The sequence below is a fragment of the Rhodococcus sp. BE178 genome, from assembly GCF_050433545.1.
Taxonomy (GTDB): domain Bacteria; phylum Actinomycetota; class Actinomycetes; order Mycobacteriales; family Mycobacteriaceae; genus Prescottella.
Genome location: NZ_JBNPXA010000002.1, coordinates 115,656 through 142,451 on the forward strand (window position 1 = coordinate 115,656; position 26,796 = coordinate 142,451).

The following is a 26,796-nucleotide window of genomic DNA, read 5'->3' on the forward strand; positions in this document are numbered from 1 at the left end:
TGGCTCGCCATCACGCACGCCGACGGACGGCATCGCAGTGCACTGCGTGTGTCCCCAGACGGTCCGCACCCAGATGACCCAAGACGCCGAAGACACCCTTGCCATTGCAGGGCAGCCCTTGGAGCCCAGCGATGTCGCCAGCGCTCACGCGTCGCCGACCACGACAGGTGGCTCGCCGCGATGACCAGGCTATGCCGCCGGCTGCCAAGCCTCCGATCCGACCACAAGACGATGCAGGAGAACCCATGATCGACCCGGCCATGTCCTACGAGCCACTGACACCGCTGTCCTACCTCCAGCGCGCCAAGGACAGCCACGGCAACCGGATCGCCGTCATCGACGGCGACCAGCGATGGACCTACGACGACCTCTACGAGCGAGCCGGCCGGTTAGCGGGCGGCCTTGCACCGCTGGCAGAGGGCCGCCCGATCGCGGTGATCGCTCCCAACACGCACGTGCTGCTGGAGGCCCACTACGGCGTGCCGTGGGCGGGGATCCCGCTCGTGGCGATCAACACCCGGCTCTCGGCGCGTGAGGTGCAGACCATCGTCGAGCACTCAGAAGCGTCGGTGTTGATCTACGACCCCACCTTCACCGACCTCGCTGCCACGGTGTCCGCGGCCGTTCCGGGACTGCGACTCGTGGAGGCGGGCGAGCAGTACGAGGCGCTCATCACCGGCTCCGATCCGCTCCGCACTCCTGTGCACGACGAGCGCAGCATCATCTCGATCAACTACACCTCGGGCACCACCGGTCGCCCCAAGGGCGTCATGTACCACCACCGAGGCGCGTTCTTGCAGGCCGTCTCGATGGTGGGTCACATGGGAATGAACACGTCGTCGACCTACCTGTGGACACTGCCGATGTTCCACTGCAACGGATGGACCTTTCCCTGGGCTGTCACCGCTGCCGCAGCCACCCATGTGTGTCTCCCGAAGGTCGATCCGGGCGAGATCTGGCGGCTGCTTCGCGACGAGGGGGTGACCCACTTGTGCGGAGCCCCGACGGTGCTGTCGATGATCGCGTACGCCGACGACGCTGTCGCCCTCGACCGCTCAGTCAAGATGGCCACCGGAGGGGCCCCGCCCTCGCCCGCGATCTTGCGAGAGATGAGCCGACTTGGTTTCGACGTCACCCACCTCTACGGGCTGACCGAGACCTACGGACCCGCCATGATCTGCGACTGGCGCCCCGAATGGAACGCCCTTAGCGTCGAAGAACAGGCCCGCCTCAAGGCACGCCAGGGCGTCGCCAACATGATTGCCTGCACCGCCCGCGTCATCTCTCCCAACGGCCAGGACGTGCCACGCGACGGCGTGACCATCGGCGAGATCGCGCTGCGTGGCAACAACCTCATGCTCGGCTACCTCAAAGACGAGCAGGCCACCGAGGAGGCCTGTCGCGACGGCTGGTTCCTCACCGGGGACCTGGGCGTCATGCACCCTGACGGCTACGTCGAGCTGCGCGATCGCAGCAAGGACGTCATCATCTCCGGCGGCGAGAACATCGCCTCCGTAGAGGTCGAGCAAGTCATCGCCGACCACCCCGCAGTCCTGGAGGTCGCGGTAATCGCCACTCCTGACGAAACGTGGGGCGAGGTGCCCGCGGCGTTCGTAACCCTCAAACCCGGGCAGTCCGCGACCGAGGACGAGATCGCCCAGTGGGTCAAGGACCGGCTCGCGCGCTACAAGGCACCCAAGCTCGTCGTCTTCACCGACCTTCCCAAGACCTCGACCGGCAAGATCCAGAAATACGTCCTGCGGGACCAGGCCTGGGCCGGCCGCGAGCGCCGGATCCAATGAACGAGATCGTCCACGGCCACACCGATCCGGCCTTCGAGCCACTGCGAGACCTCCTCAGCCAACAACTCGCCGCCGGAGAAGAGATCGGCGTCAGTATCCACGTGCGGCATGCCGGACGGGTTCTGGCCGACCTGTGGGCAGGCCGCGTCGGAGCGCCCGCGGCCGCCGATGCTTGGGAGCGCGACACACTCGTCAACATTTGGTCGATCACGAAGGTCGTCTCCACGCTGGCGGCGCTCCACGCAGTGGATCGCGGGCTGCTCGACCTGGACGACCCGGTGGCGAACTCGTGGCCCGAGTTCGCAGCGGGCGGCAAAGCCTCGGTCACCCTCGCCCAGCTCCTCTCCCACACCAGCGGTGTCTGCGCCTGGGACCCTCCCTTCACCCTCGACAACCTCTACGACCACCGCTACGCCGCATCCCGCCTCGCGAGCCAGGAAACGTGGTGGACCCCGGGTACTGCGTCCGGGTACGGCGCCACCTCATTCGGAACACCCCTGTCCGAGCTCCTGCGTCGTGCAGCGGGCATGCCGCTGCGCGACTACGTCACCACCTACGTCGCACAGCCACTCGGTGCCGGCATCCACATCGGGCTCCCGAAAGCCTTGCGTTCGCGGGCGGCCACCCTGATCCCACCGACCGCATCACCACCACCATTTGCGCACGACCGACCACCGCTGTTCAAACAGACGTTCACTGCTCCCCGCGTGAGTGCCGAAACCACACTCACCGATGCCTGGCGCGACGCCGACATCGGCGCCGCGAACGGCCACGGCAACGCGCGCTCGGTGGCCCTCGTAGGAGAAGCCTTCCTCGATGACCGCCTCGTGCGGCCCGCCGTACGAACACGCGTGTTCGAGGCACACTCCGACGGCCCCGACCTCGTGCTCGGGCTGCCGCTGCAGTGGGGACTCGGACTCGCGCTCGCCACCAAGGCAAGCTTCGACTACCTCCCAGAAGGAGCCGGCGTCTGGGGCGGCTGGGGCGGCTCGATGCTCGTCATCGACCCTGCCAACCACCTGGTCGTGGCCTACGTAATGAACAAGATGGCGCCCGACCTGGTCGGCTCAGAGAGGGCACGCCTCTTCCTATCCCAGATCTACACGCTCCTGTGAGCACCCACTCTCGGGGTACTCGCCGGATGCGCTAATCCGTCCGCTTCTTGAATGGTCACCCGACCCGATCCCACCCCTGCAAAGTGAAAGGCTCTAACGATGTTGACGATTCCCGCCTATGTCAACCGCAACGTTGAGAAGTTCGGCGACCTTCCGGCGCTGTCATTCGAAGGGGTGACCCTGACCTGGCGACAAGCCCAGCTGAGGATCGCGCAGATCTCACAAGGCCTCACCGACCTGGGCGTCGGCCCCGGCGACTGCGTGGCGCTGATGATGTCCAACCGTCCGGAGCAATGGCTGGCCGACCAGGCCGCTGTCCACCTCGGGGCTGTTCCAACCACCATCTACGGCACGATGCCGACGTCCCAGATCGCCTTCGTCGCCCAGCACGCCAAGGTCGTGGTGGCCGTGCTGGAGGGCCAGGAGCAGGTCGATCGCTGGCTGCCGCTGCTCGACCAACTCCCGGGGCTTCGCCACATCGTGGTCCTCGACGAAGGCGCGGCGGCCGCAGAGGAAACGCGCTTCCGGACCTGGGATTCACTCGTGGTCGAGGACGTCGATCTGGAGGCCTTCGAGTCGAAGTGGCGCGCTGCAACCTCCGAGGATCCGGCGACCTTGATCTACACCTCAGGGACCACCGGTGTTCCCAAGGGCGTCATCCTGACCCATCGCAATGTGATCTCCAACGTCGAGAGCCTCGATGAGGCAACAGGGATTCCGCAGCACGCCAGCAACATCTGCTACCTCCCCCTCGCGCACATCGCCGAGCGGATCATCTCGATCTACACGCCGATCGTCAAGGCGGGACACGTCACCTTCTGCCCGAACCTGGACGACCTGATCCCGCATCTTCGCCAGGTGCATCCGACGCTGTTTTTTGGGGTACCTCGCGTTTGGGAGAAGATTGCCGCCGGCTTGCGGTCGAACCCGAATGGCACACTCGCCGATGTCGGACTCGACCGCGTCACGTGGGCCTGCAGTGCCGGAGCCCCGCTGGTCGCCGATGTTCAGCAGTACTTCAAGGATTCCGGCATATCCATTATCGAGGGCTGGGGAATGACGGAGACGACCGGGATTGCCACGACGACTCCGGCCGATGAACTGCGCATCGGTTCGGTCGGCAAGGTGATCTCGGGCAACGAGATGCGCATGCTTGAGGACGGCGAGGTCCTGATTAGGGGACCGATCGTCTGCGCCGGATACCTGCAGGATGACGGCACAGTTTCACCGGCGTCCGATGAGGACGGCTGGATGCACACCGGTGACATCGGCCGGTGTGACGAAGAGGGGTTCCTCTACATCATCGACCGCAAGAAGGAGCTGATCATCACCTCCGGCGGGAAGAACATCGCTCCGGTCGCGATCGAAGCGTTGTTGACGCGGCACCCGTTGGTCGGTCAGGCGTTGGCCTACGGAGATCGGGAACGCTACATCGTCGCCCTCCTAGTGCTCGATCCCGAGTACGCGCAGAAGTGGGCCGAGGCGTCGGGCATCGAGTTCAGCTCCTTCACCGAACTGAGTCAGGATCCCCGCGTGATCCAGGAAATTCAGGGAGCCGTCGACGCTGCGAACGAGGAATTGGCGCGTGTCGAACAGGTCAAGCGGTTCCATGTACTCCCGTCGGAGTGGACCGTCGGCAGCGGGGAACTCACTCCCAGCCTGAAGCTGAAGCGCCGTACGGTCCAGTCTAAGTTCGCGGACGTGATCAAGTCGCTGTATAGCGACCTCTAGCCTGTCGGCGGGCTTAGCGCCCTCGCCTCATTTCCACGATCTCGCGGAGTGCCACCCAACTCGGCCACGGCGCTGGACCGCTCGCCCGGTCCAGCACCGTGGTGACCGTCCGCCGGAAAGCATGCGGCATGACCCTCTCGATCCCAGCCTCCGAGAGCACAGCCCGAAGCCGACTTCGAATGTTTTGGTCGTGAGCTGCGCGCCAATGCGAGTGAAGAAGACCCGATGCTCCGGCTACGAGAGAGTCGACGGCTACGAGCCGCTGTCGAAGGGACTTCGGCTACGAAACCAGGCACCGACACCACGCGCGTCGACTTCTGTGTCTTCGGGTGAGGCTGCCGAGGGGCCGGCTTCCCTGCCCGCGAGACGATCGCCCCGCAGATGCGCACCCTGGCAGGCGAGACCGTGACGTCGACATCACACCGTCGGATCGCCAGAACCTCACCAATCCGAGCGGACGTACCGAGCATGACCTCGATTGATGTGCTCCAACTGGCCGGCGGGCCCACGTCGCCAACTCCGAACCGTCAGGACCTGCGCCAAGGTCAGCGCCATCTCTCTGCGACGGCGGCTTGTGCAGTAGCACCGTTTTCGCGAACCGGACCCTCCCGCAGCGCGTCGTATCTGACAGCTAATCCGAGAGCGAGGCTGGACTGTTCGTGCCTGCTTCGCCGTGCTGTAGCTCTTGGACGAAGCGAGCCGCTTGACGAACTGGTCAACCTTGCGAACCGAGATCTCATGCAGACGTGACGACCGATGCGGACGGCCACCGGACCTCGGCCAGCTTGCCACTCGTAGATCTTCTCGATTGGCACACCGACGTACTCGGCAAGCTCGGTGATCGTGACGAGCGGGTTGAGCACGCTTCAGGGGATTGACGACTGTCTTCATACTCACAAGGTTGCCGCCGTGATCGGACTCTTCGGTGACTTTCGGTGCTGCTAGGACGGCGTCGGACAGAGGTCCGCCTTGAGCTCCGCGAACCGGCTCAGCGTGGAGGGTTTGTGGTCGAGGGATCTATTCTCAAATGCTTTCAGGCCCGGGATTCGCGTTGAATCCCGGGCCTGATTACGACTCGGTCGTCGAGCCCGGTCGGCCGCGTACGTGTTATCCACGAATGCTCGCCTGCCTCGCCCATCACTCCTGAGACGACCGCGACTCGGGCGCTTCCGCTAGCCCGAGACTTCCTCCGAAGCTCCAGATCGTGTCCAACAGAGTCTTCCGGCTGGGGACGACCTCCCGGCTCAACGCTTCGGCCATCAGCTCGCGGAAGGCACCCATGAAGGCGGCTGCCACCAGGCGGGCATCGATGGACGTCGGGACCTGACCGATGCGCTGGCCATACGCAACATTGCGTGCCGCCAGATCGATGTGCTCGGCGAGGCGCTCGGCATCCGCTGCGGCAGCTGCGGGTTCCCGCAGCTGCCGCCCCACGATGATTTGAGCCATCGGCTCCTCGCAGAGGAAATCGATCTCCCGGGCGAGACGCATCCGCTCACGAGTCGCCCAGTCTGCCTCCGGCGCCATGTGGGCCGACAGCACCGCATCGTTGTACGAGTCGTAAAAGTCGTGGACGACCGCCGACACGAGCCCGTCCTTGGCGCCAAAGTAGCGGTACAGCAGTCCCGGGGAGACCTCGGCAGCTTCGGCGACCGCAGCGACCTCCAACGTCCCGCCCCCGTGCAACAACTCCGCACGAGCTGTGTCGATCAAGTGCTGCCGAGTGGCTCGCCCGCGCGCCGTCAGCGATCTAGGGGACGATGACATGGTTCGGGTTCGGCTGCTCATCCAGCGGAGCAGACTTGTAGTCGCCGAACGGTCCGTCGCGACGCGCCACGACCGCGGCGACGCCCTCCTTCTCGGCGATGTCGATGAACTCTCGCGCGTCCGATGTGTTGCGCATCAGACCGTCGAGGATCGGCCCCAGGGTCTGCGTGCTCGCCAAACCCATATTCTCGTAGGCTTGGTTAACGATCAGCTTCATTGCCGACAACTGGGACACCGGTATCGCGGCGAGCTTCTCTGCTGTGCGCGCGACTTCGGCCTCGAGGTCCTCGAACGGGACGGACTTGTTGATCAATCCGATCTCGGCCGCTTCCTTGCCCGAGACCGGCTTCCCGAGCAATGAGTACTCCTTGGCCTTGGCCAGTCCGAGGCGGTAGATCCACATCCCGGACAGGTGGCAGCCCCACATGCGCGAGTACGGCGTACCGATCCGCGCGTCTTCTGAGGCGATGACAATATCCGCGCACAGAGCCGTCTCGCTGGCGCCGCCGACGCACCATCCGTGAACCTGGGCGATGACCGGCTTGGGGCAACGCCACATGCTCATGAACTTCTGCGTGGGCGACTCCGTCGGCGCGGTCGCGAACACGAAGTCTTTGCCCGCATCCCACTGCCCGTTGGTGTTGATCTGATCGTCCCAGTGATGAAATCCGCCGCTGAAGTCGTAGCCGGCACTGAAAGATCGGCCGGATCCACGAAGCACGATGACCTTCACCTGTGGATCTTGTGTTGCTTTGGTGATAGCCGCTTGGAACTCGTCGGGCATCGGCGGAACGATCGTGTTTAGCGCTTCGGGGCGATTCAACGTAATCGTCGCCACATGATCCGAAACGGAGTAGAGCAAAGTCTGGAACATTCTTCCTCCTCAAGGCCGAACTGCTGAACTGAATTCACTTTAGCCTAGCTGTCAAGGGCCAGTGACCTCGGTCTTTCGTCGGACTGAGTGGCTGGCCTGGACGGTTTCGGATTCGGTGTTCGAGATCACCGAGAGCGGCCGTGGACGACATCGCCATCCGCTCGGACCTAACCCGGGGCGCGGTGTATTCCACTTCCCGGCAAGCGTATTTCCATGTCCGTAACCGGAACACGCGCAGGTAAGGTCGTTTGCCCGGGTTGCGGACTCGGCGAGCGTGGGTACGTTCGGTAGTGGCCGCCAGTTGGGATCGACCACCGATGGTGGTCGGGCGGCAAGGTCGGGGCAACGCCAAACGCTTCGGCGCGGTGGGGTCGTGAGCGATCTGGGCGGTACCCGGCGAGGGGGAAACACTCGCTCGGTGCCGGAAGCCGAAACACGACTCGCCCACCTCGGACGCCCCAACCCCCGACTGAACACCGACCACCGAATCATCTCCCCCGGTCTCCGATCCGCACTGCTGCGGCTCTGGAACCTATGGCCAACCGTGGGCCCGATGGAGATCCGGAGCCGCGAGCAACCAGGGAGCCCCGGCGCTCCGTCTCGGGGCGCTGCGCGCCCCGAGACGGAGCGGGTCGCTGCGCTCCCCGCCAGGGAGCCGCTGCGCGGCTCGATGGTGGTGGCGTCACGCTGCCGTCGATCGCGTCGCTACGCTCCGCTCGAAACCGAAATAACAGTCCCAACCACTGCAGCTCGCCTCGCTGCTCTCAACCCGTCCCGAAATCATGCTCCCACCATGCCCCACGACACCCCCACCCCCCAACGCCAACACCGACACCGGCACCGGCACCGGCACCCGAAACACCGAAACATGCACTCCCCAAAGGAAACACGAGCACAAACCCAACACCACACGCGCAAACACCCCCGAATCCACACCGCACCAAACAAATTCCCCATTATTGTTGTGCCACAACACAATTAAAAAACCGCCCACACGCGGCCCCCGAACCACCCCGCACGCACCAGGCGCCACCCCCGGACCACCCAGCTCGAGCGCACGGGACTGCCCCCGGTTTGGTTGACATCTTGACCTGCCCCAGGGTTTCTTACCCATTTCGGTGTGAAGATCGAGCCCTGCTGAGAGGCTGCGATCCATGCCCCGACCGTATCCGCCGGAGTTCCGCTTCCGGGCCGTCGCACTCGTCCGCGCCGGCAAACCGATCACCACCGCTGCCACGGAGCTCGGCATCAGCGCCGGCGCGTTGCACAACTGGGTCCGCCAAGACCAGATCGACCGCGGCGAGCGCCCCGGGATCGCAACCCACGAGAGCGCGGAGCTGGCGAAAGCCAACAAGCGCATCCGGCAACTCGAGGCCGAGGTCGAGATCCTCCGTAAGGCAGCGAAGCTCCTCGGGGAGGACCGCCCCACCCCAAAAGGGTTCACTCGGTGATCGATTCGCTCGTCGACGCCGTACACCCGGTCAAGGTCTGTTGCCGCCTGCTCGGGGTCAGCAGCCCCGGTTACTACATGTACAAGACCCGCCCGATGTCGGCGACGCGGATGCGCCGTCAGTGGCTCACCGGCTTGATCAAGGAGGTACACGACGCCTCGCGCCAGACCTACGGATCCCGGCGCGTGCACGCCGAACTGACTCGTGGCATGGGCATCGTGGTCATTGTCGGGGCCTGGTGCACCCCAATGCACCTGCTGGGGACCCACCATGTCGGGTCCCCGGCAGGGTCACTCCGGGGTGCCGACAGCGCGAATCGCGCTGATGCGCAACGCAGAGCGTGTTGACACGATCGAGGTGGCTGCGGTCAGGGCCATTGTCAGTGCGGTGATGCCGAGTAGCAGCGGCCAGGGGACAGCAATGACAGCGGTGCCGTATGCGCGGAACGTCGCGATCCACAACCCGACGAGCGCCGTCACCGCGGCGGCTGCTCCGAGGAACAGGCCGATGAGCGTTGCTGAGAGGGCTTCCACGACGACTGCGCCCAGGACTTGGCGGCGCGTCATGCCGGACAGGCGCAGTGTGGCCAGCTCTGACCGCCGCTGTCCGATGGAGATCGCGACGGTACTCAGCACACTGATCAGGGCGTACAGACTGCCGAGTCCAACGATTGCACCCATCACCCCGCGGTTCTCCCGATCCTTCGTCGACGAGTCGTCCTGCGCTGCCGCCGTTGGTGTTTCGATGCGGGTTGCGCCGAGCGCCGCGAGATCGGCACGCACCAGGTTGACATCGGCGTCCGGTTCCAGCTGCACAAGCGCAGTCGTGTACCGCTCGAGCACCTGCGCGGGAAGGATCGCGCGGTCGATGTAGAAGCCATCCGTCCCGGCCAGAGTTTCCGGCATGCGTGCGGCTTCTGTCAGCGGGATGGCGGTGCCATCGACCTGCAGCGTGATCTGCTCGTACTCACCGTTGACCATCAGGCTGTCCAGCCCGTTACCGAACACGATGCTTCCCGAACCGAAGTCGGCGAGATCGCCTGACTCCGGCTGCAAGAGCCGCGTCTGCCGGAAACGGTCCGGGTCGACCGCGACCACCGTTCCCGGGCCGTCCAGGACCACGCCGCCGCGGGTGAGCCTCACCGCGAGCGGGACGACCGTTTCGGGCGCCGCGACGGCGATCCCGGGAATCGTCTCGGCCCTGCCGACGTCGAACGTTGCTCCGGATGCGACGAGATCGGCACGGATCAGGTGGCTGCGCTCGAACTCGGCCGAAGCGGTTTGGGTGTCGAGGATGCCCTGCAGACCCATCACGAGACTCACCAGGACGATCATCGGTGCCACACAGGATGCCGTGCGGCGTACCGCGTCACGCAGGTTCGCCACTGCCACCGCGGTCACCGGACGCCGCCCGGCGAGAGCGGAGACGAGACCCGCGACGGCTGGCACCAGCAACGGAGCGAGACAGCTCATCGCCACGGAAGCAGTGACGACGATGCCCAGTCCGAGCAGCAGCGGGATGAGCATCCCGCCGCTGGTGGCCGAGAAGTACACCTGGACCACTGTGAGCAGGACGGCGATCACTGCGGTCAGCCACCGTCGTACCCCCATCACCCGACGTTCCGTCTCGCCTCGCCGTAGCACCTCAAGGGGGCGGACACGCGTCGCACGCCGCGCGCTCCCCCACGCGCCCAGGACCGTGACACAGACCGCGACGACGAGATCCAAGATCAGAACGGCGGGCTGAACGGGCGACCCAATCTCGGCCGGGAGCACGCCCAGACCGGTGAGGATCGCCCGCTGTATCGGCGTTAATGCAAGGCCCAGGGCCACACCGACGAGTGTTCCCAGCAGCGCGATGAGGGCCGCCTCCCCAAGCAGTACACGCCGAATCTGCCCGGCGGTGACGCCCGCGATCCGTAGCGTCGCGAGGTCACGTCGGCGTTGGTCGACCGCGAAACCAATCGTCGAGGCCACCACGAACACGGTAAGAAGGGCGCCGAGCATCACGGTCATTCCGGTGAGCGTGCTCGCGCCACTGGCTGCCTGGCGGAACGCCTCGGCCGCCTTCGGGTCCCCGTTGACGGGCGGCGAAGCGCCTTCTACGCCGAGGATGATCGTCATCCCGGCATGCACGATCCCCACGCCGATCGCCACCGCAGCGATCGTCCCGACGAACAACTGCCAACGATCGAGGAACGTACGGGCCGCGAGCGCGGTCACGGCTGGGACTCCAGGTCTGCGAGGGTGGCCGCGATCTTCGGCGCGTCGGCACCGTCGAGGGTCCGCACCAGACGTCCGTCGCGCAGGAACGCCACGTGGTCGGCGCGGGCGGCAGCCTGTGGATCGTGCGTCACCATGAGGATCGTCTGGCCCTGGCTGTCGACGAGGTCGCGCAGAAGTCCGAGGACGACGGCGGCGGACGTACTGTCGAGGGCTCCAGTCGGTTCGTCGGCGAAAAGGATGCTCGGTCGCGCAGCCAGGGCTCGTGCGATGGCGACACGCTGTTGCTGTCCGCCGGACAGCTCCCGCGGCTTCTGGTGGGCATGATCTGCGAGGCCGAGCGTCCTCAGAGCGTCCCTTGCCGCTGTGTCCGCCTGGCGGACGCCGGCCAAGCGCAGCGGAAGGCTCACATTCTGCAACGCTGTCAGAGCGGCGACCAGGTTGAACTGCTGAAAAACGAAGCCGAGGTCGGTGCGGCGCAGGCGGGTCAGTGTGTCGTCGCTCAGTGTGCTGATGTCGTGGCCGTTGAGGAAGACCCTGCCCGAGTCGGGGCTGTCCAGCCCGGCGGCACAGTTCATGAGCGTGGATTTGCCTGAGCCTGACGGCCCCATGATGGCCGTCCACGACCCTCTGCGGCATCCCAGCGTGACGCGGTCGAGCGCAACGAAGGCGTCTGCGCCGGAGGGAAAGGTCCGCGTGACATCCTGAAGGTGAAGAACTGTGTTCGTCGATTCCGGTTCGATCATGCTTCCACTTCAGCGGGCGGCGTCTGTGCCGTCAGTCGACCTGAACCGTGAAGTCATGGTGGGGCTGGCTCTACCGCGCAAGTACAGGATCTGCACCTAGGATCCGAGGATGAACGGCAGCACGTCGATATCCCCCGGGTTGGTACCTGTGGCGCGCTGGCGCGCGGCGACGTACGTCGCCGCCACGGTCACACGCACGCTGCTCGCGGTCGCCGCATCGGCGCTCCTGGCGGCACCGATCCTGATCGCAACGACCGAAAAGGACTGGGGTGCTGAGCGAACAGGTGCGTTCCTCGTCGCTGGACTAGTGGTGCTGGGGGTCGGCTTGCCGCTCACCTCGGCCGTCCTCGCGAAGACGGACTGGGTTGCCGCCGCGCCGCTGCACGACGGCGCGGAGGCAGAACGACCCGATATCCAATTGCGTGAACCGAAGACACTCGTGCGCCCGATCGCCTACACCGTCGTCATGCTTACCCTCGGCGGCGCCGTCGCGGTACTTGTGCTGCTCGCAGTGATCGGCTCGGTTGTCGCCATGTTCAGCCCGTACCTGGCGATCACCGGAGACAGCGCCGTCATCGGCCCATTCACCATTTCGACGGTGGCACACAGCATCCTCGCAGCCGGCGTCGGCGCAGTTCTACTTGCCCTGCTGGTGTGGATCTCGCCGGCCCTCGCGAGCGCGCACGCGCGACTTGTCTGGCAGGTGCTGACGCGGCCGGAGGAGCGGCTGCGGCACGACCTCACCGCGACTGCGCAGTCGCGGGCGCGGCTGGTACGTGCCTTCGACATCGAGCGCCGTCACATCGAACGCGACCTGCACGACGCGATCCAGCCGCAGCTGTTGTCGGTGAGCATGACACTGGGCCTCGCCCTCACCGCACTCCCGCAGGACGTCCCCGGACGAGACGACGTCGTGCGCGCACAACAGCAGGCCCGGCAGACCCTCGACGACCTGCGCAGGGTCGTGCGGAACATTCACCCCCAGGTGCTGATCGACCACGGCCTCGGTTCCGCAGTGAGGGAGGTCGCGGACGGCTTCGCCATCCCAGTCGAGGTGGACGAGCGGTTGGGCACCCGCCTGGCACCCGACGTCGAGACAAACCTCTACTTCTGCGTGGCTGAGCTGCTGTCGAACGTCGTAAAGCACAGCGCCGCCAGCCGCGTCGATATCCTGCTGCACCGTCCTACGCCGGATCAGGTCCACATCCGCGTCCATGACGACGGATGCGGTGGCGCCGGCTCCCAGCGCCGCGAGGACGGCGGGCTGAGTGGGATCACCGACCGTCTCGCCGCGCTGGACGGCACGCTCACTATCGATTCGCCACTCGGCGGGCCGACGGTCATCACCGTCGCGGTCCCGGACGGAACCGCGGGATGACCGCGTCACGACCGGATCCCGCCGCACCGCTGCGTGTAGTCCTTGCGGAAGACAACACGCTGCTACGCGAGGGGCTTCAGATGTTGCTGGAGAGCAACGGCTTCGTCGCCGTCGCAGCCGTAGGGACGGCGGACGAGCTCCTGGCGGCCTGCCGGGAGCACGACCCCGACCTGGTGGTTACCGACGTGCGGATGCCGCCCGAGTTCCGGTCCGAGGGACTGGCCGCCGCATCGCGACTGCGGCAAGAGAAGCCGAATCTGCCGATCGTCGTGCTCAGCCAGTACATCGAGCAAAGCTACGTCGCTGATCTGCTCGACGGAGCGGGCGGTTCCGGAATCGGATACCTGCTGAAGGACCGCGTCAGCGATGTCCAGGACTTCGCAGACACCCTGCGCCGGGTGCACTCCGGCGGCACGGCGGTCGATCCCGCCGTGATCAGCCAGATGATCCGCCGCCGCCGCGACCCGCTCGACCAGCTCACCCCTCGCGAGCGCGAGGTCCTCGCGGTCGTCGCGGAAGGACACTCGAACGCCGCCATCGCGCGGATCCTGTTCATCAGCGAGGCTGCCGTGGTCAAGCACATCGGAAACATCATGATGAAGCTCGACATCCCGCCCAACAACGACCAGAACCGTCGGGTCGCGGCGGTTCTGGCCTATCTGCAGGCGCAGGACCGAGACTGATCACGCAGTCGCCGCGGGGACGCCATTGATGTAGACCTCGGTCCCCTCCGGGACGACGATCGAGTAGCTTCCCTCGCAGTACCCGATAACGCCATCCCCGCACGGCGTATCCAGGTTCAGGCTGCTGCCGCTGAGCGACCACGCCGGAGTGTTGGCACTCTTGCCCATCGTCTGCGTCTGCACAGTGACAACCACCTCTTTGGTGTCGGCCTCTGATGAGACGGTGACCGGCATGTTCGCGTGTGAGTTCACGACGTCCAATCGCTGCCCGCTGAAAGCAAACGACTCCTCCCGCTGCTCTGTGCTGGCACAGCTCGTCAACGTCAGCGCCCCAATCAGAATGGTTCCGGCCACACCTGCATGAAGAAGATTTCTCATACTGGTATTCCACCCGTCTCGCCTCGGCGGCGGCATACGCCAGGCCCGTGCATTCGGGTAGACCCAGCCCTACCTCAGCTCCGAAGACAGACTCGTTGGCCGCCCGCCGCCGCGGCAGCCAGGTTCAGATCGCGAGTTAGTGGCGTCGGCGGTTTACGCCGGTTCGGCGGGAGGGTTCGTCGCGCGAATGCTCGACAGAATCAGGTAGAGGAAGCCGAGGGCTACTACGACCAGGATTCCCCCGTCGATCCGCCCGAGTAATGCGTCCTGCGTGACGACCATCGCGCCGCCTCCGACGCCGATCACCAGCGCGATCGCCCCGGATGTGAGCCGTTGACGCGGCGTGTCCCCCGGCATGGACGGCATTCCCTGACGATCGCGCCACCAGTCGAGTGCCATCATCGCGAGCAGGGATTGCCAGAACAGCTGCATCCAGTTGCCCTCGACGACCCCGTCGACGACCAGGAACACCCACGACACCGCCACGACCACACACGCGGTAGCTACGAGAATCCCTCTCACGGGCACGGATTGATCCTGGCCGAGCCCGGGGCAGAAGTCCATCACCCCCGCGGTCCCCGCATCCGCGTGTAGTCGATGACGAGGGCACTCCCTGCCGGTCCAGTCGGGAACGACGCCCGGACCATCACCGCGCTACGTGATCCGGCCGACGACCCGCGCCAGCCCGGGGTCGTCGCAGACATGGTGACCTGTGCGCCGAGTCGATGCCCGTAGACCAAATCAGCGAGAGTGCAGCTGTGTCTCCAGCCGCGGGTCCGCGTGGATCGCAGCGAGTTGCGCGAAATCCGTGGACACCACGAGGGCGTCTTCCTCGTCGACGCCCGTAGCGGCACACCACCAACGATCATCTGGCCACCAGAAGTTCGGCGTCCGGGAGACCATCGTGTGCTGGCCGATCTCACGAGTCGCGGTGAGCACGAGATACTCCCAGCCCGCCTCGTCGCGGATCCGCGCGGCTCCGATGATCTCCTCATCCACGAGCGTCCCCCACCGACCCCACAACAGACCCATATGTGCATCGTGCAGGTGCTCAGAGACGGCGCCGATCCGTTCGGGAGGAATCGAGCCGGCCTCCGGTCGCATATCGAACACACCGTCGACAGTTTCGTCGGGCCCCTCCAAGCACCCGGCAGCGTAGAAACTGATGCCAGGCTTCAACCGTGTGCCACAGGCGGCAGCGATCTGCGCCCACGACACCGGTGTCGGATCACGATCGGCGCCATGCCACCGGTAGGCCGGATGCAGGATCTGTAGACCATGGCGATACCGGTCCTCCAACCACCCACCCACAGGCGTGTCGTATGGATACGGATACGACGCCAACCACGACGCCACACTGGTGTCGGAACTGCCGACCCATCCGAATTCCCCGGTCACCCAATGATTATGCGGCCTGCGCCGATCACCCCAGCTCGACGGCGAACATCCCGAGCACCGCCGCGAATCCGAGTGCCAGCAGTCTGGCCACCGTTCCAGATGGGAGTTGGAAAGGAACATGAGCACGTCGAGGCCGTTCTGTTCGGCGAGGAGCGTGACAGTCACGCTGGGTGTGGTGTAGCTTCGTTCTCTTCGTCTCCGGGCGGAGTACTCGGGAGTGAATTGTGCATATCCACCATTGCCTCCGCCGACCGAATCGACCGGATCTCTCTGTCTTACAGCGACTGTCGCGCTGCCGAACTGCTATCGGCAGCATCGATGCACAGCGCGGTCACGAACGATGACCGGACAACGATCGAATTCGAACCCACAGGGAGTCGCGTCCGGCCCCGAGTTGGCCGGCGGCGCAGCGCACCCGCATGGACGCACCTTACGCGTGTGGGTCCCCCACTGGGACGGTTCAGACTGCGACGCAACACCTCCCCCCAAGGTGGGAACCGTGTTGGCGGTCCGCCTCGCACTCGGCACCGCACCCAGTCCCGGCGACCCGCAATCGACGACACGAGGCGCAATCGCGAATCAGGCCAGCACCAGGCTACGCGCGGTCGCATATTCAGAGGTTGGTCAGCGACCGCATCTTCCTCGGGATGGCGGGCGGCCGTGGTGGCCGACTGTTCTGCGCGGTGACGGTTGGAGCGCGCGGTACGACGCCGAGCGGCCGATGACGGGGCACGTGCAGGTTCGGGGAATCCTGATCGCGCAGGAGTACGGAGCCGATGAGGTTCGAGGTCTGGTCACGCGGGTGCAGGTCATCACCACAACCTCGCGGCCCAATGACGCGGACCCGCAGCCTCACGAGTTGGTCCCCGGCAGCGTCCGTTTCACCGACGTCGACGAGGCGCCTTTCAGCGCTCATGGCTCCTACACCGAGACGGTGTGCAGCGGTGAGCGTTTGGTGCGACGCGAGGGCGCGTTGGTTGATCTCGATCTCGACATCCCTCCTGCCGACCCGCGGCCGCGGGTCGTGGCGGGCGCGCTTGCGGCGCACGACAAGGATCTGTGGGTGATCGACCGCGAACTACCATTACTTGCGCACGTTCACGACGCCGCCGGCGCGAGGAAGACCACCGAGCACATTCTGCCGCTGTCGATTGTCGACCCGGACCAATGCCGGTGCATCGTCGCCGACGCCACCGGCTGCTGGGTCGCAGGCCCCGACGGTGTTCACCGGGTCGAGGTGAGCCCCGACGGCGCCGCTGGCGTGACCTGTGTCGACGATCAACCGGCCGCGCAGATCGCCCTCTGCGACGGGGTCCTGCTCGCGATCGGGAACACCGAACAACGACTACGGCGCGACCCCAGGTCCGGCCACCTCGCGCCACTCGATATCCTGGACCGCCCCGCGCGTATCCTCGTTCCCGGATCCGCCCCGGCACCGGTCGACCTACCGAAAGGAACAGTCGACGCCGTCACGGCCATCGACGGCGGATTCCTTCTCCTGCTGACTGTTTCGATCAGCGGTCCGGAACCACGCGGACGCCGGCTCGTGTCGATCACGACCGACGGGGCGGTGCAGGTCGGGCCCATCCTCGAGCTGGATTCGAATCTGTCGTCAGCGAGTCTGTCGCCGAACTCGTTGCGGCTGTGCACACGGAAGATGGTCTACCGAGTTCTCGACGATCTGACCGTCGAGCCGATCCGTCCAGTGTCACATCACGGGCTTCGCCTGGGGCTGATCGGCGTCCGGCTGTGGACCGTCACGTACCGGCCGCGCGGCATCGGCCGGAGAGGATGGTGGCCTGGCACCGGGCCGGACGATCTGCCACCCTGCGAGGCCGGTCAGTGGCTGTTCGTGCTGCTCGACAAGGCCTCGGACAGGCCGACGATAGTCGTGCCCCTCTCCACTCCCCTGACGCGGCCGTCCGCCACCGCCGACGGCACGGTCTGGCTGGCCGACAGCGCCGTAACCGCCCTCCGCCCGGACGGGACCGTCGACGACCTCGACCTCGCGTTCGACGACCCATCCCCCGGCCACAGGCCTGCTGGTCTCTAGGGTGAGCGCATGGCCGGAAACGAACAGTGCTGGCATTGGGCGCCCGAGGAACTAGCTCTCACCTCAGGTCCGGACGCTGGTCAATGGATCGTGGAGGCGTTGCGGCGCGGTTCGTTCGATGTCGGAAGCCTCGTGCCCCCAGTCTTTCCCGCCTACGCCCGTGTCTTCCACCCCGTCTACCTTCGCCGCGGGGACGACTGGACTCGAATCAACTGGCGAACCGTCGCCGAGCAACACGGAACGATCGCTCACGCTGCAATGAGTTGGCAGACCATCACCGGTACCCATCGTCCCGGCTACGATCCGGAAGAAGGCTCCCTACCTCAACCGGAGGCCCGAGCCCTCGCATCAATCCTCCAAGACCACACCGCCGCACCCGACACGTGTTGGTTCGCGATCTGGGACGGATACGGAGACGCGGAACCTCCGCGCGGGATCGAGCACCTCGATGTGTCGGGCCGGGGAATGATCGTGTTGCGCGGGGCTATCGACGCGGCCGCGGCTCGTTTCGGCAAGACCCCGCATCGCTGGAGCAGCGGCTACAGTGCGAACCTGTGGTGGCCTGACGATCACACCTGGTGCGTGGGAACCGATATCGACCTCCGATCGACCTACGTCGGCGGCACCGCCGCTTGCATCGACGCCATCCTCACCGACCCACGTCTGGAAGCCTTCCCCGTCCCCGACACCCATTTCATCGGCTGGACAGCCGACACCATCAACCCCCACCCGCAATACGGGACATGACAGCCCACGAACCCTCCCGTAGCGCCATCGACTCAGTGGGCACTGCAGGCGCGCGAACAAATGCCAACTATCCTGACGACCCTCAAGGGGATCTCGTCACCGTGGTTGTCAATCCCCAGGTCAAGCGCCCGTGAAATGACAACTGCGATGGCAACTCGCACCCACCGTGAACGGTCACCGTAGTTGGCGGATAGTCACTCAGTTGGCGGAGTCGTCATGAAAGCTGGCGGATGGTCACCTTGTTGGCGCCTGAGCTATCGAAGGTCGAGCCGAACACGCCGAAATGCGAGGATGTTCACAACCCAGTCGAATGCTGTCGGACCCGCTCCAGCAAGTGCTCGGTCGAGTTGTGCACGGACCTTCGACCGATTCGTCGGGTGACATGTTTCGAGACGACTGTCGAGTTGTCGCACGGTTTCCGAATAGCCCAGAGATTCCCACGACCGTTCGCTGCTCTCCCAGACGAAATAGAAGTTGCCGTCATCCGGCGTGCCGTAACCGCCGGTCAGGCAGTCCGAGAAGGAATCGAGGTTCGTTCCGAAGTAGCCTCCGGCGCCCCGCACTGCTTCTCCCGCAACCACGAAGACGTCTTCCAGCCTATGGATGCGTGTGCCGTCCATGACGTACTCCACTGCACTGCCCACGCCACGCTCCAGGGTCATCGCCTCGACCACGTCGGCGCGTTGTCGGCTCAGCGGTCTTCGGGGCGCGGGATTTCAGTGGGCGGAATCTCGGTGACACTCCAGCCCGTGAAGAATCGACGGGCATTGACGAGATAGTTCCGCAGATGCCGGAAGAGCGCCGTTACCTCCCAAAGCTGCATATTCATACCCAATGGTCTCATATGCGCCGAAAGCGCAACGTGCTCATCCCTTCCGCCTCACCTCCAGCAACGCACCAAGCACACAGCCCCGGCGCGGGCGTCGCGACCGCATCCCCGCATGATCGGCAATCACCGTGCGTCCCAGTGGAAGCTGCCGGTGCGTATGGTCCGCGCATGGGGAACTCACCGAAACGCGTGCGCCCATCATCGTGTGCGCTCGTCGGATCCGGCGTGGCGTTCGTACTCGCCACGAACTGGCTGCTACTCACAGCACCCGGCCAGCTGCCATCGCACTTCGAGGGATCCGGAGAGATCACCGAATGGATGAGCCTCGGCCAGTACGTCACCATCACCTGCGCCTTCGCCCTCGGCACAGCACTGATCTGTGGTGGCGCTCGGTGGTACATCCCCAAGATCCCCGACCGCGCCTTCAATGTGACCGGACCGCACTCGAACTACTGGACACGGCCCGAGAACAGGAACGAGTTCAACACCAAGTTCATCGCTGACCTCGAGTGGATCGGCGTCCTTGTCACCCTCATCATCGTCGGGGTCACATGCCTATCAGGCATCACCGCCGCCGGAGTACACGTCCCGTTCTGGATCAGGCCGACCGTGACCATGCTCCCGATACTGACGCTGCTCGGATACGCCGGATACATCGCCTACTCACGCCGATACAGCCCACCACCGCCGACACCCCGCCACCCAAGACCATGACCGACCCGCCGACCGCCCCGTGCGGGCCCGACGACGCGCCGGGGTCCGGCCTCCACCAGCTCATCCGGTAACTCGACACAGTCCGTTCAGCCAACGAACAGCCGCGAACAATCGCCAAGTTCGATGACGACGATCGCGCCCCGCCGTCGTCACGCTAGTTGCCATACCGCAGGTCAGGGCACCAGAAACTGACAACTACGATGACGATTCACAGCTGCTACTCGCTCTCCGCGTGAATCGCCGCCCTAGTTGGCAAACTGACAACATAGTTGGCAGAGCGCCGGCGCACGCTCGCGTCGCGCTCACGCGCTCAGCAGGACTGCAACGAGCGGTCATACCGCACACCCCTTTCCGGGCTTCCGTATGCTGCGGCAACATGACCATCGACGGGACTCAGGACCGGTGGTCGCGTCACGAGCGGCGCGCCTTGCTGGTGCTGCGAGTGTCGATCGGAGTGTTTACGTACGGAACCGTCGTCCACATTCTGCAGATCTTGAGCGCACCCGCCGACCCCTACCCGACTGTCCCAACCTGGCTGGCAGTGTTCTTCACCAGTTTGGTGGTCCTCGACCCGATGTGCGCAATCTTGTTGTGGTGGCGACACCGAGCTGGAGTGGTCATCGGCGCCGCAGTTCTCAGTCTCGACGCGATAGCGAACGCCTACGCGAACTACTTCCTGGACAACGCCTCGGGACTCACTATCGGTCGTGTGGCACCTGTGCCCATTGCACTGCTGGCCCTGCTACTCGCGTATTGCGGTCGCGTCCACTGGTCTCGCTTGGCTTAGCCGCACGCCGAACCTGCAACCCCACCCGCGTTCACCTCAGCCAGACGGTGCAACCGCCGTTGGCAGCGCCATCTCGCAAACCGAACCGGCATCGGAGTGCTTCCGGAGCAACTCACCACCGTGCGTAAACGGCGATCTTCAGGGGCATTGACGACAACCTTCGGAAACCCGTCCTCGATAGCTGGCGATGGTTGGCGCCGCTGAAGTTCAGCAAAAGGGCGCCTCCGAAGACGGCCCTCTGGTTCAGTGGTCCTCGATGAGCGAATTACGGGGGTCCTGTGTCCGTCTCGCTGCGTTCCTGCGGGTGGCGTGCTGAGCATCGCCGCAGACCGCTCACTAGCGAGGCAGAGTCCAACTCGCCGAGTGACGGCCTACGCCGCGGGTTTGGTAGGCGATGCAGGCGTGTACCCAATTGCACGCCTGGGGCGTCCCGCAGATTCGGCCGTGCTGACCCGCGAGTGGACCGCGGTGTTAGCAACGACGGCGGTTCTTGTCGCTGCGATCCTCCTGCCGAAGCAGTGGGCCGCCCGCCTGACAGCCGGCGGGTGGCTTGCGCATGCGGTCTTCGATCACGCGCACGAACGAGGCGCGTCATCACGACTGCCCAACTGGTATCCCGCGCTGTGCGCCGGATACGACGTGGGCGTAGCAGCAGTGCTATCACCCAAACTCGTCACGGTAGCCGGCGACGCGGTCGATCACGTAGGTGCGAGCCACGCGCTCGACGCGACCATCACCCCAGTGGTTCGTCGTCGAGGTCGAGAAGCGGAGATGCCAGCCGACACTGAACCTAGTTCGCCAACAAACAGCCGCGAACAAATGCCAACTTCGATGACGACGATCGCGCCCTGTCGTCGTCACGCTAGTTGTCACACCGCAGGTCAGAGCGCCGGGGAATGCCAACTTCGATGACGATTCACACCGCTGTGAATGGTCACCGTTGTTGGCAACTCGTCACAGAGTTGGCATTTTCGTCATCGAAGTTGGCATCCTGGGCAGATAGTGGCATCTTCGACCAGTTCCGCCCGCCCGGTTGGCCGTGACGACGCTGCGACAGCTCTCTGATCAGTCTGTCTGCCTCATATCCGGCTGGTCTCCGCGACGGACGCATGGAATGCCGCGCGGCTGCCGCCTAGGCCAGGGTCGGTCGCGAACAGCACGCGCAGTGCGCCGGCCCAGATCAGTGCGGCACCGAGCATGTGCACGACCACGAGGGCCTCGGCAGCAACACCGACGGATTGGAGCACACCCACGAACCCCTGCGCGAGCAACAGTGCAATGAACACGCTGGCGCGGGAGGCGACCGAGTCGGCACCGGAACGGCGCGCGATCAGCAGCGATGAGACCGCGACAGCAAACGTGACCACCGCGGCCACCGCGTGAATGATCACCATGGTCGTCCAGTCGAACGGCATCCGATGTACATCCGATGAATCACCGGCATGGACGCCCGATCCGGTCACCGCCGTACCGATCACCACCAGCACTGCGGTCGCGGCGACCAACCACCGTGCCCGCACTGCCAGCGCCGGATCGGCGGTCGCAGTAGCGGTGGATCTGTCCAGCCGCTCGACCAGCTCGAACGTATACACAGCCGCCGTCAGCAAGAGCATTGCGGCAATGAGGTGCGCCGCAACAACATACGGGCTCAATCGGGCGAGCACCGTCACGCCGCCGACGAGTGCGTTGAGCACGATGATCCAGAACTGCAGCCACGCCGCCCGCAGTACCGCGCGATCAGGCTCTCGCTGACAGCGCGCAACGATGATCAACGCACCGACCGCGACGCACAGCACCACCGTCAGCAGCCGGTTGCCGAACTCGATGGCACCGTGGATCCCCATCTCGGGCGTGGGCGCCAATCCTTCCCCGGTGCAGGATGGCCATGTCGGACAGCCCAAACCGGAGCCGGTCACGCGGACCACACCACCAGTGACGATGATCAACACACTCGTCACAACCGTCGCGGTCGCGGCGACCCGAAGACTCCCCCACCCGAACGACACGCGACGTGCAAGCCACGACAACGGCGTCACCACAACCCCCTCGTATTGCTGGCGATACCGAACCAACGTACCGAGCAGACCTCAGCCTGCTTCGCGGCCGCCACCACCGATGACATCGCGCGGATTAGGGGCAAGCTGTACATCAGCCCGATCAAGAACTGCTCCGCCGGGCGGAGATGCGTCGGCATTAGCCTGATCTCATGGGGTCGGGGAAGATGCGGGTAGCGGTGCGGTGCATCCCTTTCGCGATCCTTCTCGCCACCATCGCTTTGCTTGTCTACTTCAGCTGGGAGCCTCCGGCCGCTCCGAAGCCGGCCAAAATCACCTGGCGCTCCCCGCTCCCCGCTGCCGAGTTGCGGTGATGCGGCGCCTCGCCCAAGAGCTGAGCCGCAGGAGCCACTCACCCCGTCGGTGATCGGCTGCCTGTCGGACGGTCGAGAACGCGACAGCGGCGAGTTCGCGTTCACCCTCTATACGACAGAGGGCGACCCCATCGTGTACTATCTGCGCACCGTGCCCGGAACGAATGACGTTGAAGTGCTGGTCGACTCGTCGCAGGACCAGTTCGGAGGTGGGCCCGGCTGGCGCAGAATCTCCTGCACAATCGCCGAACTCTCGCCTGACCTGCTCCGCGACTGCATGGCGAGCTACTGAGTCCCGGCACTCACTGATCAGTGCTCCTTCGGCTCTTCTGCGGACCGAGGTACTGATACAGGGTGGTGCGTCCGACGCCGAGGATCTCGGCGACCTCAGTCTGGGACATGCCGTTCTCGCACATCCTGCGGGCCTGCTTGATCCGACTGTCGGTCATCTTCCGGGGGCGGCCGCCGACCTTGCCCCGGGCACGGGCCGCGGCGGGGCCGGCCGACGTACGTTCCCGGATAAGGTCCCGCTCGATTATGTGGACAGATTGTCCTGCGACGTTGTTCTCGCGACGCGCCGCTGGAGCTATTGAAGCTCCGGTCCCTGTCGGCAACCGGAGGCGGACTAAGCTGCTGGGCGATGCCTGTCACTGTGCCGCGCGATCTTCCCGCCAGGACCATCCTGGAGGCGGAGCGAATCTTTGTCATGTCCGACGAGCGGGCTGGACAACAGGATATTCGCCCTATCCGGATCGCCATCTTGAATCTGATGCCGATGAAGGTCAGCACCGAGACGCAGCTGCTGCGGTTGCTCAGCAATAATCCGCTGCAGATCGAGATCACCCTGCTGCACATGGCCAGCCATGTCTCGCGTACCACCTCTGCAGAGCATCTCGAATCGTTCTACTCAACTTTCGATGACGTGGCCCATATGCACTTCGACGGCCTCATCATCACCGGGGCGCCGATCGAGAAACTCGACTTCGAGGACGTCGACTACTGGCCGGAGATGACCAAGATCCTTGACTGGGCCCGCAGCGCCGTGCAGTCGACTCTGCACGTCTGCTGGGGTGCGCAAGCGGCCCTCTACCACCACTACGGTGTCCGCAAACACGAAGTCCCACAGAAAATCTCCGGTGTATTCTCCCATCGGATCACTGGCGCGCGGTCGCCGATCGTCACCGGGTTCGACGACGAGTTCCTAGCGCCGCACTCACGGCACACCGATGTCTACGCCGCCGACATCGAGGCCACCGGTGAGGTCGACGTGTTGGCGGTGAGCGAGGAGGCCGGGGTCTACTTGGCAGCCACCGCGGACGGCCGCCAGATCTTCGTGACCGGTCACCCGGAATATGATGCGGACACCTTGGCACGTGAATACCGCCGCGACAGCGAGCAAGGACTGCCGGTCCCAGCTCCGGCGCACTACTTCCCCGGCGACGATCCCACCGCCATCCCGCTCAACCGATGGCGCGGCCACGGGCACCTGCTGTACTCCAACTGGCTAAACTACTGCGTCTACCAGGAGACACCGTTCATTCCAGGCGAGGTCTGACCGGCTGAGCCAGTTCCCTCAACAATTCCGATATGCGCGTGGCTATCCGCCGGTGGGGTTCGTATGACGTTTCGGCGTACATGAGGTGACCGGGTGTCGGGACCTGGATGATTCCGTCGGCGATCGCTCGCTCGAAGAGCTCAAACTCGACGGATTCACGCCATGGATCGATGCCGAACTCGTCAGCCCACAACCACTCGGTGTCGCGACTGTACGGAGCATGCGCCAGGTCGCCCGTCATCCAGCCTTGCGCCCAGTCTTCGACGCCGTCAGTCAGCGCGAACGTCCACGTTGGGCGCGAGTGGTACTGCCGCCGCGTGACGTCCCAGCGGTGCCGTCGATGAGCCTCGTACACCGCCGCGTGTGACTCAACGTCGGTTACTACAGCGACTGGTTCTGCGGCGACTGGTTCTGCCGCGCGTTGAGCAGCGCGTCGACGCCAGTATCGCAATCCGATTGCTACCAGCCGAATACACAGCCACAGGATCACCATCAAGACCAACAGCGATGCCATCGGCGCCACTCCCTCCCCTGGACGCGTCCACGTCCTCCACGGGCTGACGGGCCCGCCTGGGAATTGTCTCCCACACGCCATCTCCGCTCGCCCAGCCGCTGGCGTGGGCAGCTTGGGACTACCCCTGGCGCCCGGGCCGGGCTACGACGCCGCACGTTCCTGGCTGTGGACCCGGTACCCCGCCGACTCGAACTCACCTGCGACGGTGGGTCGAGCTCCCGGCGCGGCAGTGGAGTTGATGAGTGCGACCCAGTCGCCGTCATCGTCCAGGACGAGGCTGCCGTCCTCGTGGGCCGCCCACACGTCCACGAGGATCCCGAAGGGCGTGACTATCGCCGCACCGTACTCGTGCGCCTTTCCGTCGTCCCCGACGATCGGCGGATCGAGCCGGTACAGCCCCGTATCCGACGCGGTATCGACGACGACGGCGGTCGAGGTCAGCGTTGCGATACCCATGGTGGCCTCCTGGGGCGTGTCAGATGAGGTGAGTTCCCCGTCGTGAATGCATCCAACACTACGGACCGAATCGCATGAATGTTTCAGTGCTAGAACGTGTTACAACTTGCCTGACGCTGCGGATGGACTGGTTCGCGGCGCCGTGGTGCGCTCCCCTTCCTGCCTGCAGGATTGTGGACAGCAGCGACGGCGACGAATGGGCACCCAGCAGCGGCCGCCAGCACCTCCCGAATGGCGTCACCTACGCGGTACTACGCAACGGTGTAGTGGGCCGCGCGGACCGGCTGCGGGTTGTCCCCGTATGCGCGGGAGAGCATCTCGTGCCGCCACGACGTGTCCGCCGGGATGTACACACCATCAGCGCGGGACTGGTGCGCCGGGATCCCGAGACTGTCGACGAGCCGCTGCCGCTCGACGGGCGGAATGGTGCCGTCCCTGCCTCGCCGCGCCTTCGGCACGGTGATCCGCATGCCGCCGTCGCGATCCCGCAGCACCGAGTAGTGGTTGCGAGTCCGAGCGAACAGCGCCGCTCGGAGCCGGTACTGCACGTCCGCGGTGTCGTTCAGGTCCGTGGTGCGGTCAGAGTTCGCGTCGCCCATCCCCGCCCGCTCGAACGTCGTCGGCCACGCCACCCAGTTGCCCTCAGCATCCCGCGGCGGCTTCACCGATGGGGTGCTGATCGGATCCCCACGCCGCGCCTTCTCGAACAGCCCCTGCACGTGGTCACCCTGCCGCTGATTCCGGAGCTTCTGGATCCGCGAGTAGTTCATCCGCTCGAGCGGCACCTTCGATAGGTCGATTGTCGATCGCCGCGTCGGAGGTTCGCTCGCGACGGCGATCGGACAGCGAGACACCCGGCCGGAGCCCGGTATCGCCGGTGTAGGTGACGCCGTACGCGGTGGCCATCGTCTGGAGCGACGATGCGATGTGATCGCACCGGCCGGTACGTGCGTATGTGCTGCAGGTGCAGCGCATCCCGTTGCCGCCCGCTTCCTTGAGCGGCGACGCGACGTCGATACCGGACTCGTCGCGCCAGATCGTTGCCTGACCGGTCACCGTCGCGTCGGGGTAGCGGAAGCTCAGCGACGGGGACGCGATCTTGCCGCCCTCGATGACGGCGCGGACATCCTGAGCGGGTGGCACATTCGCGATTCCCCGGTGCCCGCGAGTCGGTATTCGCGCTGCGTCATCAGGTTCGAGCGGGCCATCGGCTTCGCAGGAGGTTCGA

General features: G+C 65.3%; 25 protein-coding genes and 2 pseudogenes. 13 read left to right on the plus strand and 14 right to left on the minus strand.

All coding sequences use genetic code 11. From position 1 onward, the window contains the following. The first annotated feature begins 245 nt into the window (after nt 1–245). The 3 genes from J2X34_RS04600 to J2X34_RS04610 all read left to right on the plus strand — a co-directional run bounded on the left by J2X34_RS04600 (nt 246) and on the right by J2X34_RS04610 (nt 4,648). Nucleotides 246–1,802, plus strand: coding sequence for an acyl--CoA ligase family protein (locus J2X34_RS04600; protein WP_429516231.1), 1,557 nt, complete (start codon nt 246–248; stop codon nt 1,800–1,802). Next, on the plus strand, nt 1,799–2,917 hold the full coding sequence (locus J2X34_RS04605; RefSeq protein WP_429516232.1) for a serine hydrolase domain-containing protein: 1,119 nt from the start codon (nt 1,799–1,801) through the stop codon (nt 2,915–2,917). Before J2X34_RS04600 ends, J2X34_RS04605 begins: the two co-directional genes overlap by 4 nt. 99 nt (nt 2,918–3,016) lie before the next feature. Then, nucleotides 3,017–4,648, plus strand: a complete 1,632-nt coding sequence (locus tag J2X34_RS04610) for an AMP-dependent synthetase/ligase (protein ID WP_429516233.1) — start codon at nt 3,017–3,019, stop codon at nt 4,646–4,648. A 1,137-nt stretch (nt 4,649–5,785) separates the two neighbouring features. Here the strand turns inward: J2X34_RS04610 and J2X34_RS04615 are convergent. Both J2X34_RS04615 and J2X34_RS04620 read right to left on the minus strand, forming a co-directional pair. Then, nucleotides 5,786–6,436: a TetR/AcrR family transcriptional regulator gene (locus tag J2X34_RS04615; protein ID WP_429516234.1), complete on the minus strand. Its 651-nt coding sequence runs from the start codon at nt 6,434–6,436 to the stop codon at nt 5,786–5,788. Then, nucleotides 6,399–7,289, minus strand: a complete 891-nt coding sequence (locus tag J2X34_RS04620) for a crotonase/enoyl-CoA hydratase family protein (protein WP_429516235.1) — start codon at nt 7,287–7,289, stop codon at nt 6,399–6,401. The genes J2X34_RS04615 and J2X34_RS04620 overlap by 38 nt, the downstream gene beginning before the upstream one ends. Nucleotides 7,290–7,704: 415 nt before the next feature. Here J2X34_RS04620 and J2X34_RS04625 point away from each other — a divergent pair. Further along, nucleotides 7,705–7,824: pseudogene (locus J2X34_RS04625) on the plus strand (phosphatidylserine/phosphatidylglycerophosphate/cardiolipin synthase family protein); the annotation flags it as partial. Between the two features lie 619 nt (nt 7,825–8,443). Further along, nucleotides 8,444–8,958: pseudogene (locus J2X34_RS04630) on the plus strand (transposase); the annotation flags it as partial. Between the two features lie 72 nt (nt 8,959–9,030). Here the strand turns inward: J2X34_RS04630 and J2X34_RS04635 are convergent. Continuing rightward, the gene (locus J2X34_RS04635) at nt 9,031–10,962 is read right to left on the minus strand and encodes an FtsX-like permease family protein (protein WP_429516236.1); all 1,932 of its coding nucleotides are present in this window, start codon (nt 10,960–10,962) and stop codon (nt 9,031–9,033) included. Then, entirely contained in the window at nt 10,959–11,708 is a 750-nt protein-coding gene (locus tag J2X34_RS04640) for an ABC transporter ATP-binding protein (protein WP_429516237.1), read from the minus strand. The genes J2X34_RS04635 and J2X34_RS04640 overlap by 4 nt, the downstream gene beginning before the upstream one ends. 109 nt (nt 11,709–11,817) lie before the next feature. On the opposite strand from J2X34_RS04640, the gene J2X34_RS04645 reads away from it, so the two are divergent. Then, nucleotides 11,818–13,086 (plus strand): histidine kinase, encoded by a 1,269-nt coding sequence (locus tag J2X34_RS04645; protein ID WP_429516238.1) that lies wholly within the window; start codon nt 11,818–11,820, stop codon nt 13,084–13,086. Then, entirely contained in the window at nt 13,083–13,769 is a 687-nt protein-coding gene (locus tag J2X34_RS04650; RefSeq protein WP_429516239.1) for a response regulator transcription factor, read from the plus strand. Before J2X34_RS04645 ends, J2X34_RS04650 begins: the two co-directional genes overlap by 4 nt. On the opposite strand, the gene J2X34_RS04655 is transcribed toward J2X34_RS04650, so the two are convergent. The 3 genes from J2X34_RS04655 to J2X34_RS04665 form a co-directional block, all read right to left on the minus strand. Then, on the minus strand, nt 13,770–14,123 hold the full coding sequence (locus tag J2X34_RS04655; RefSeq protein WP_429516240.1) for a hypothetical protein: 354 nt from the start codon (nt 14,121–14,123) through the stop codon (nt 13,770–13,772). It abuts the gene before it with no gap. A gap of 177 nt (nt 14,124–14,300) precedes the next feature. Further along, nucleotides 14,301–14,675 carry a hypothetical protein gene (locus J2X34_RS04660; RefSeq protein WP_147283530.1) on the minus strand — a complete coding sequence of 125 codons (375 nt, stop codon included), beginning with the start codon at nt 14,673–14,675 and terminating at the stop codon, nt 14,301–14,303. A gap of 213 nt (nt 14,676–14,888) precedes the next feature. Continuing rightward, nucleotides 14,889–15,260 carry a hypothetical protein gene (locus tag J2X34_RS04665; RefSeq protein ID WP_429516241.1) on the minus strand — a complete coding sequence of 124 codons (372 nt, stop codon included), beginning with the start codon at nt 15,258–15,260 and terminating at the stop codon, nt 14,889–14,891. 1,006 nt (nt 15,261–16,266) lie between these two features. Between J2X34_RS04665 and J2X34_RS04670 the strand changes: the two genes are divergently transcribed. Beyond that, a complete protein-coding gene (locus J2X34_RS04670; RefSeq protein WP_429516242.1) occupies nt 16,267–17,598 on the plus strand; it encodes a hypothetical protein in 1,332 nt (443 codons plus the stop codon). A 90-nt stretch (nt 17,599–17,688) separates the two neighbouring features. Next, nucleotides 17,689–18,345 (plus strand): hypothetical protein, encoded by a 657-nt coding sequence (locus J2X34_RS04675; protein ID WP_429516243.1) that lies wholly within the window; start codon nt 17,689–17,691, stop codon nt 18,343–18,345. A 254-nt stretch (nt 18,346–18,599) separates the two neighbouring features. Here the strand turns inward: J2X34_RS04675 and J2X34_RS04680 are convergent, their stop codons facing one another. Continuing rightward, nucleotides 18,600–19,019 (minus strand): barstar family protein, encoded by a 420-nt coding sequence (locus J2X34_RS04680; RefSeq protein WP_429516244.1) that lies wholly within the window; start codon nt 19,017–19,019, stop codon nt 18,600–18,602. A gap of 380 nt (nt 19,020–19,399) precedes the next feature. Here J2X34_RS04680 and J2X34_RS04685 point away from each other — a divergent pair, with 380 nt between their 5' ends. Continuing rightward, on the plus strand, nt 19,400–19,888 hold the full coding sequence (locus J2X34_RS04685; protein ID WP_429516245.1) for a hypothetical protein: 489 nt from the start codon (nt 19,400–19,402) through the stop codon (nt 19,886–19,888). A 376-nt stretch (nt 19,889–20,264) separates the two neighbouring features. Then, nucleotides 20,265–20,675 (plus strand): hypothetical protein, encoded by a 411-nt coding sequence (locus J2X34_RS04690; protein WP_114722438.1) that lies wholly within the window; start codon nt 20,265–20,267, stop codon nt 20,673–20,675. Between the two features lie 1,079 nt (nt 20,676–21,754). Here J2X34_RS04690 and J2X34_RS04695 read toward each other — a convergent pair. After that, the gene (locus J2X34_RS04695) at nt 21,755–22,714 is read right to left on the minus strand and encodes a COX15/CtaA family protein (RefSeq protein ID WP_174910357.1); all 960 of its coding nucleotides are present in this window, start codon (nt 22,712–22,714) and stop codon (nt 21,755–21,757) included. A gap of 378 nt (nt 22,715–23,092) precedes the next feature. Here J2X34_RS04695 and J2X34_RS04700 point away from each other — a divergent pair, with 378 nt between their 5' ends. Next, complete coding sequence (locus tag J2X34_RS04700) at nt 23,093–23,335, plus strand: hypothetical protein (RefSeq protein WP_429516246.1); 243 nt, start codon at nt 23,093–23,095, stop codon at nt 23,333–23,335. A 10-nt stretch (nt 23,336–23,345) separates the two neighbouring features. Here the strand turns inward: J2X34_RS04700 and J2X34_RS04705 are convergent, their stop codons facing one another. After that, the gene (locus tag J2X34_RS04705) at nt 23,346–23,492 is read right to left on the minus strand and encodes a helix-turn-helix domain-containing protein (RefSeq protein WP_397484723.1); all 147 of its coding nucleotides are present in this window, start codon (nt 23,490–23,492) and stop codon (nt 23,346–23,348) included. A 191-nt stretch (nt 23,493–23,683) separates the two neighbouring features. Here J2X34_RS04705 and metA point away from each other — a divergent pair, with 191 nt between their 5' ends. Further along, the gene (gene metA / locus J2X34_RS04710; protein ID WP_114722434.1) at nt 23,684–24,598 is read left to right on the plus strand and encodes a homoserine O-acetyltransferase MetA; all 915 of its coding nucleotides are present in this window, start codon (nt 23,684–23,686) and stop codon (nt 24,596–24,598) included. On the opposite strand, the gene J2X34_RS04715 is transcribed toward metA, so the two are convergent. The 4 genes from J2X34_RS04715 to J2X34_RS04730 all read right to left on the minus strand — a co-directional run bounded on the left by J2X34_RS04715 (nt 24,579) and on the right by J2X34_RS04730 (nt 26,711). Next, nucleotides 24,579–25,112, minus strand: coding sequence for a hypothetical protein (locus tag J2X34_RS04715; RefSeq protein ID WP_429516247.1), 534 nt, complete (start codon nt 25,110–25,112; stop codon nt 24,579–24,581). The two genes, metA and J2X34_RS04715, sit on opposite strands and share 20 nt — an antisense overlap. Before the next feature lie 141 nt (nt 25,113–25,253). Further along, the gene (locus J2X34_RS04720) at nt 25,254–25,568 is read right to left on the minus strand and encodes a hypothetical protein (protein ID WP_114722416.1); all 315 of its coding nucleotides are present in this window, start codon (nt 25,566–25,568) and stop codon (nt 25,254–25,256) included. Between the two features lie 251 nt (nt 25,569–25,819). Beyond that, nucleotides 25,820–26,338: a hypothetical protein gene (locus J2X34_RS04725; RefSeq protein ID WP_429516248.1), complete on the minus strand. Its 519-nt coding sequence runs from the start codon at nt 26,336–26,338 to the stop codon at nt 25,820–25,822. Then, nucleotides 26,292–26,711: a hypothetical protein gene (locus tag J2X34_RS04730; RefSeq protein WP_429516249.1), complete on the minus strand. Its 420-nt coding sequence runs from the start codon at nt 26,709–26,711 to the stop codon at nt 26,292–26,294. Before J2X34_RS04730 ends, J2X34_RS04725 begins: the two co-directional genes overlap by 47 nt. Nucleotides 26,712–26,796: the final 85 nt, after the last annotated feature.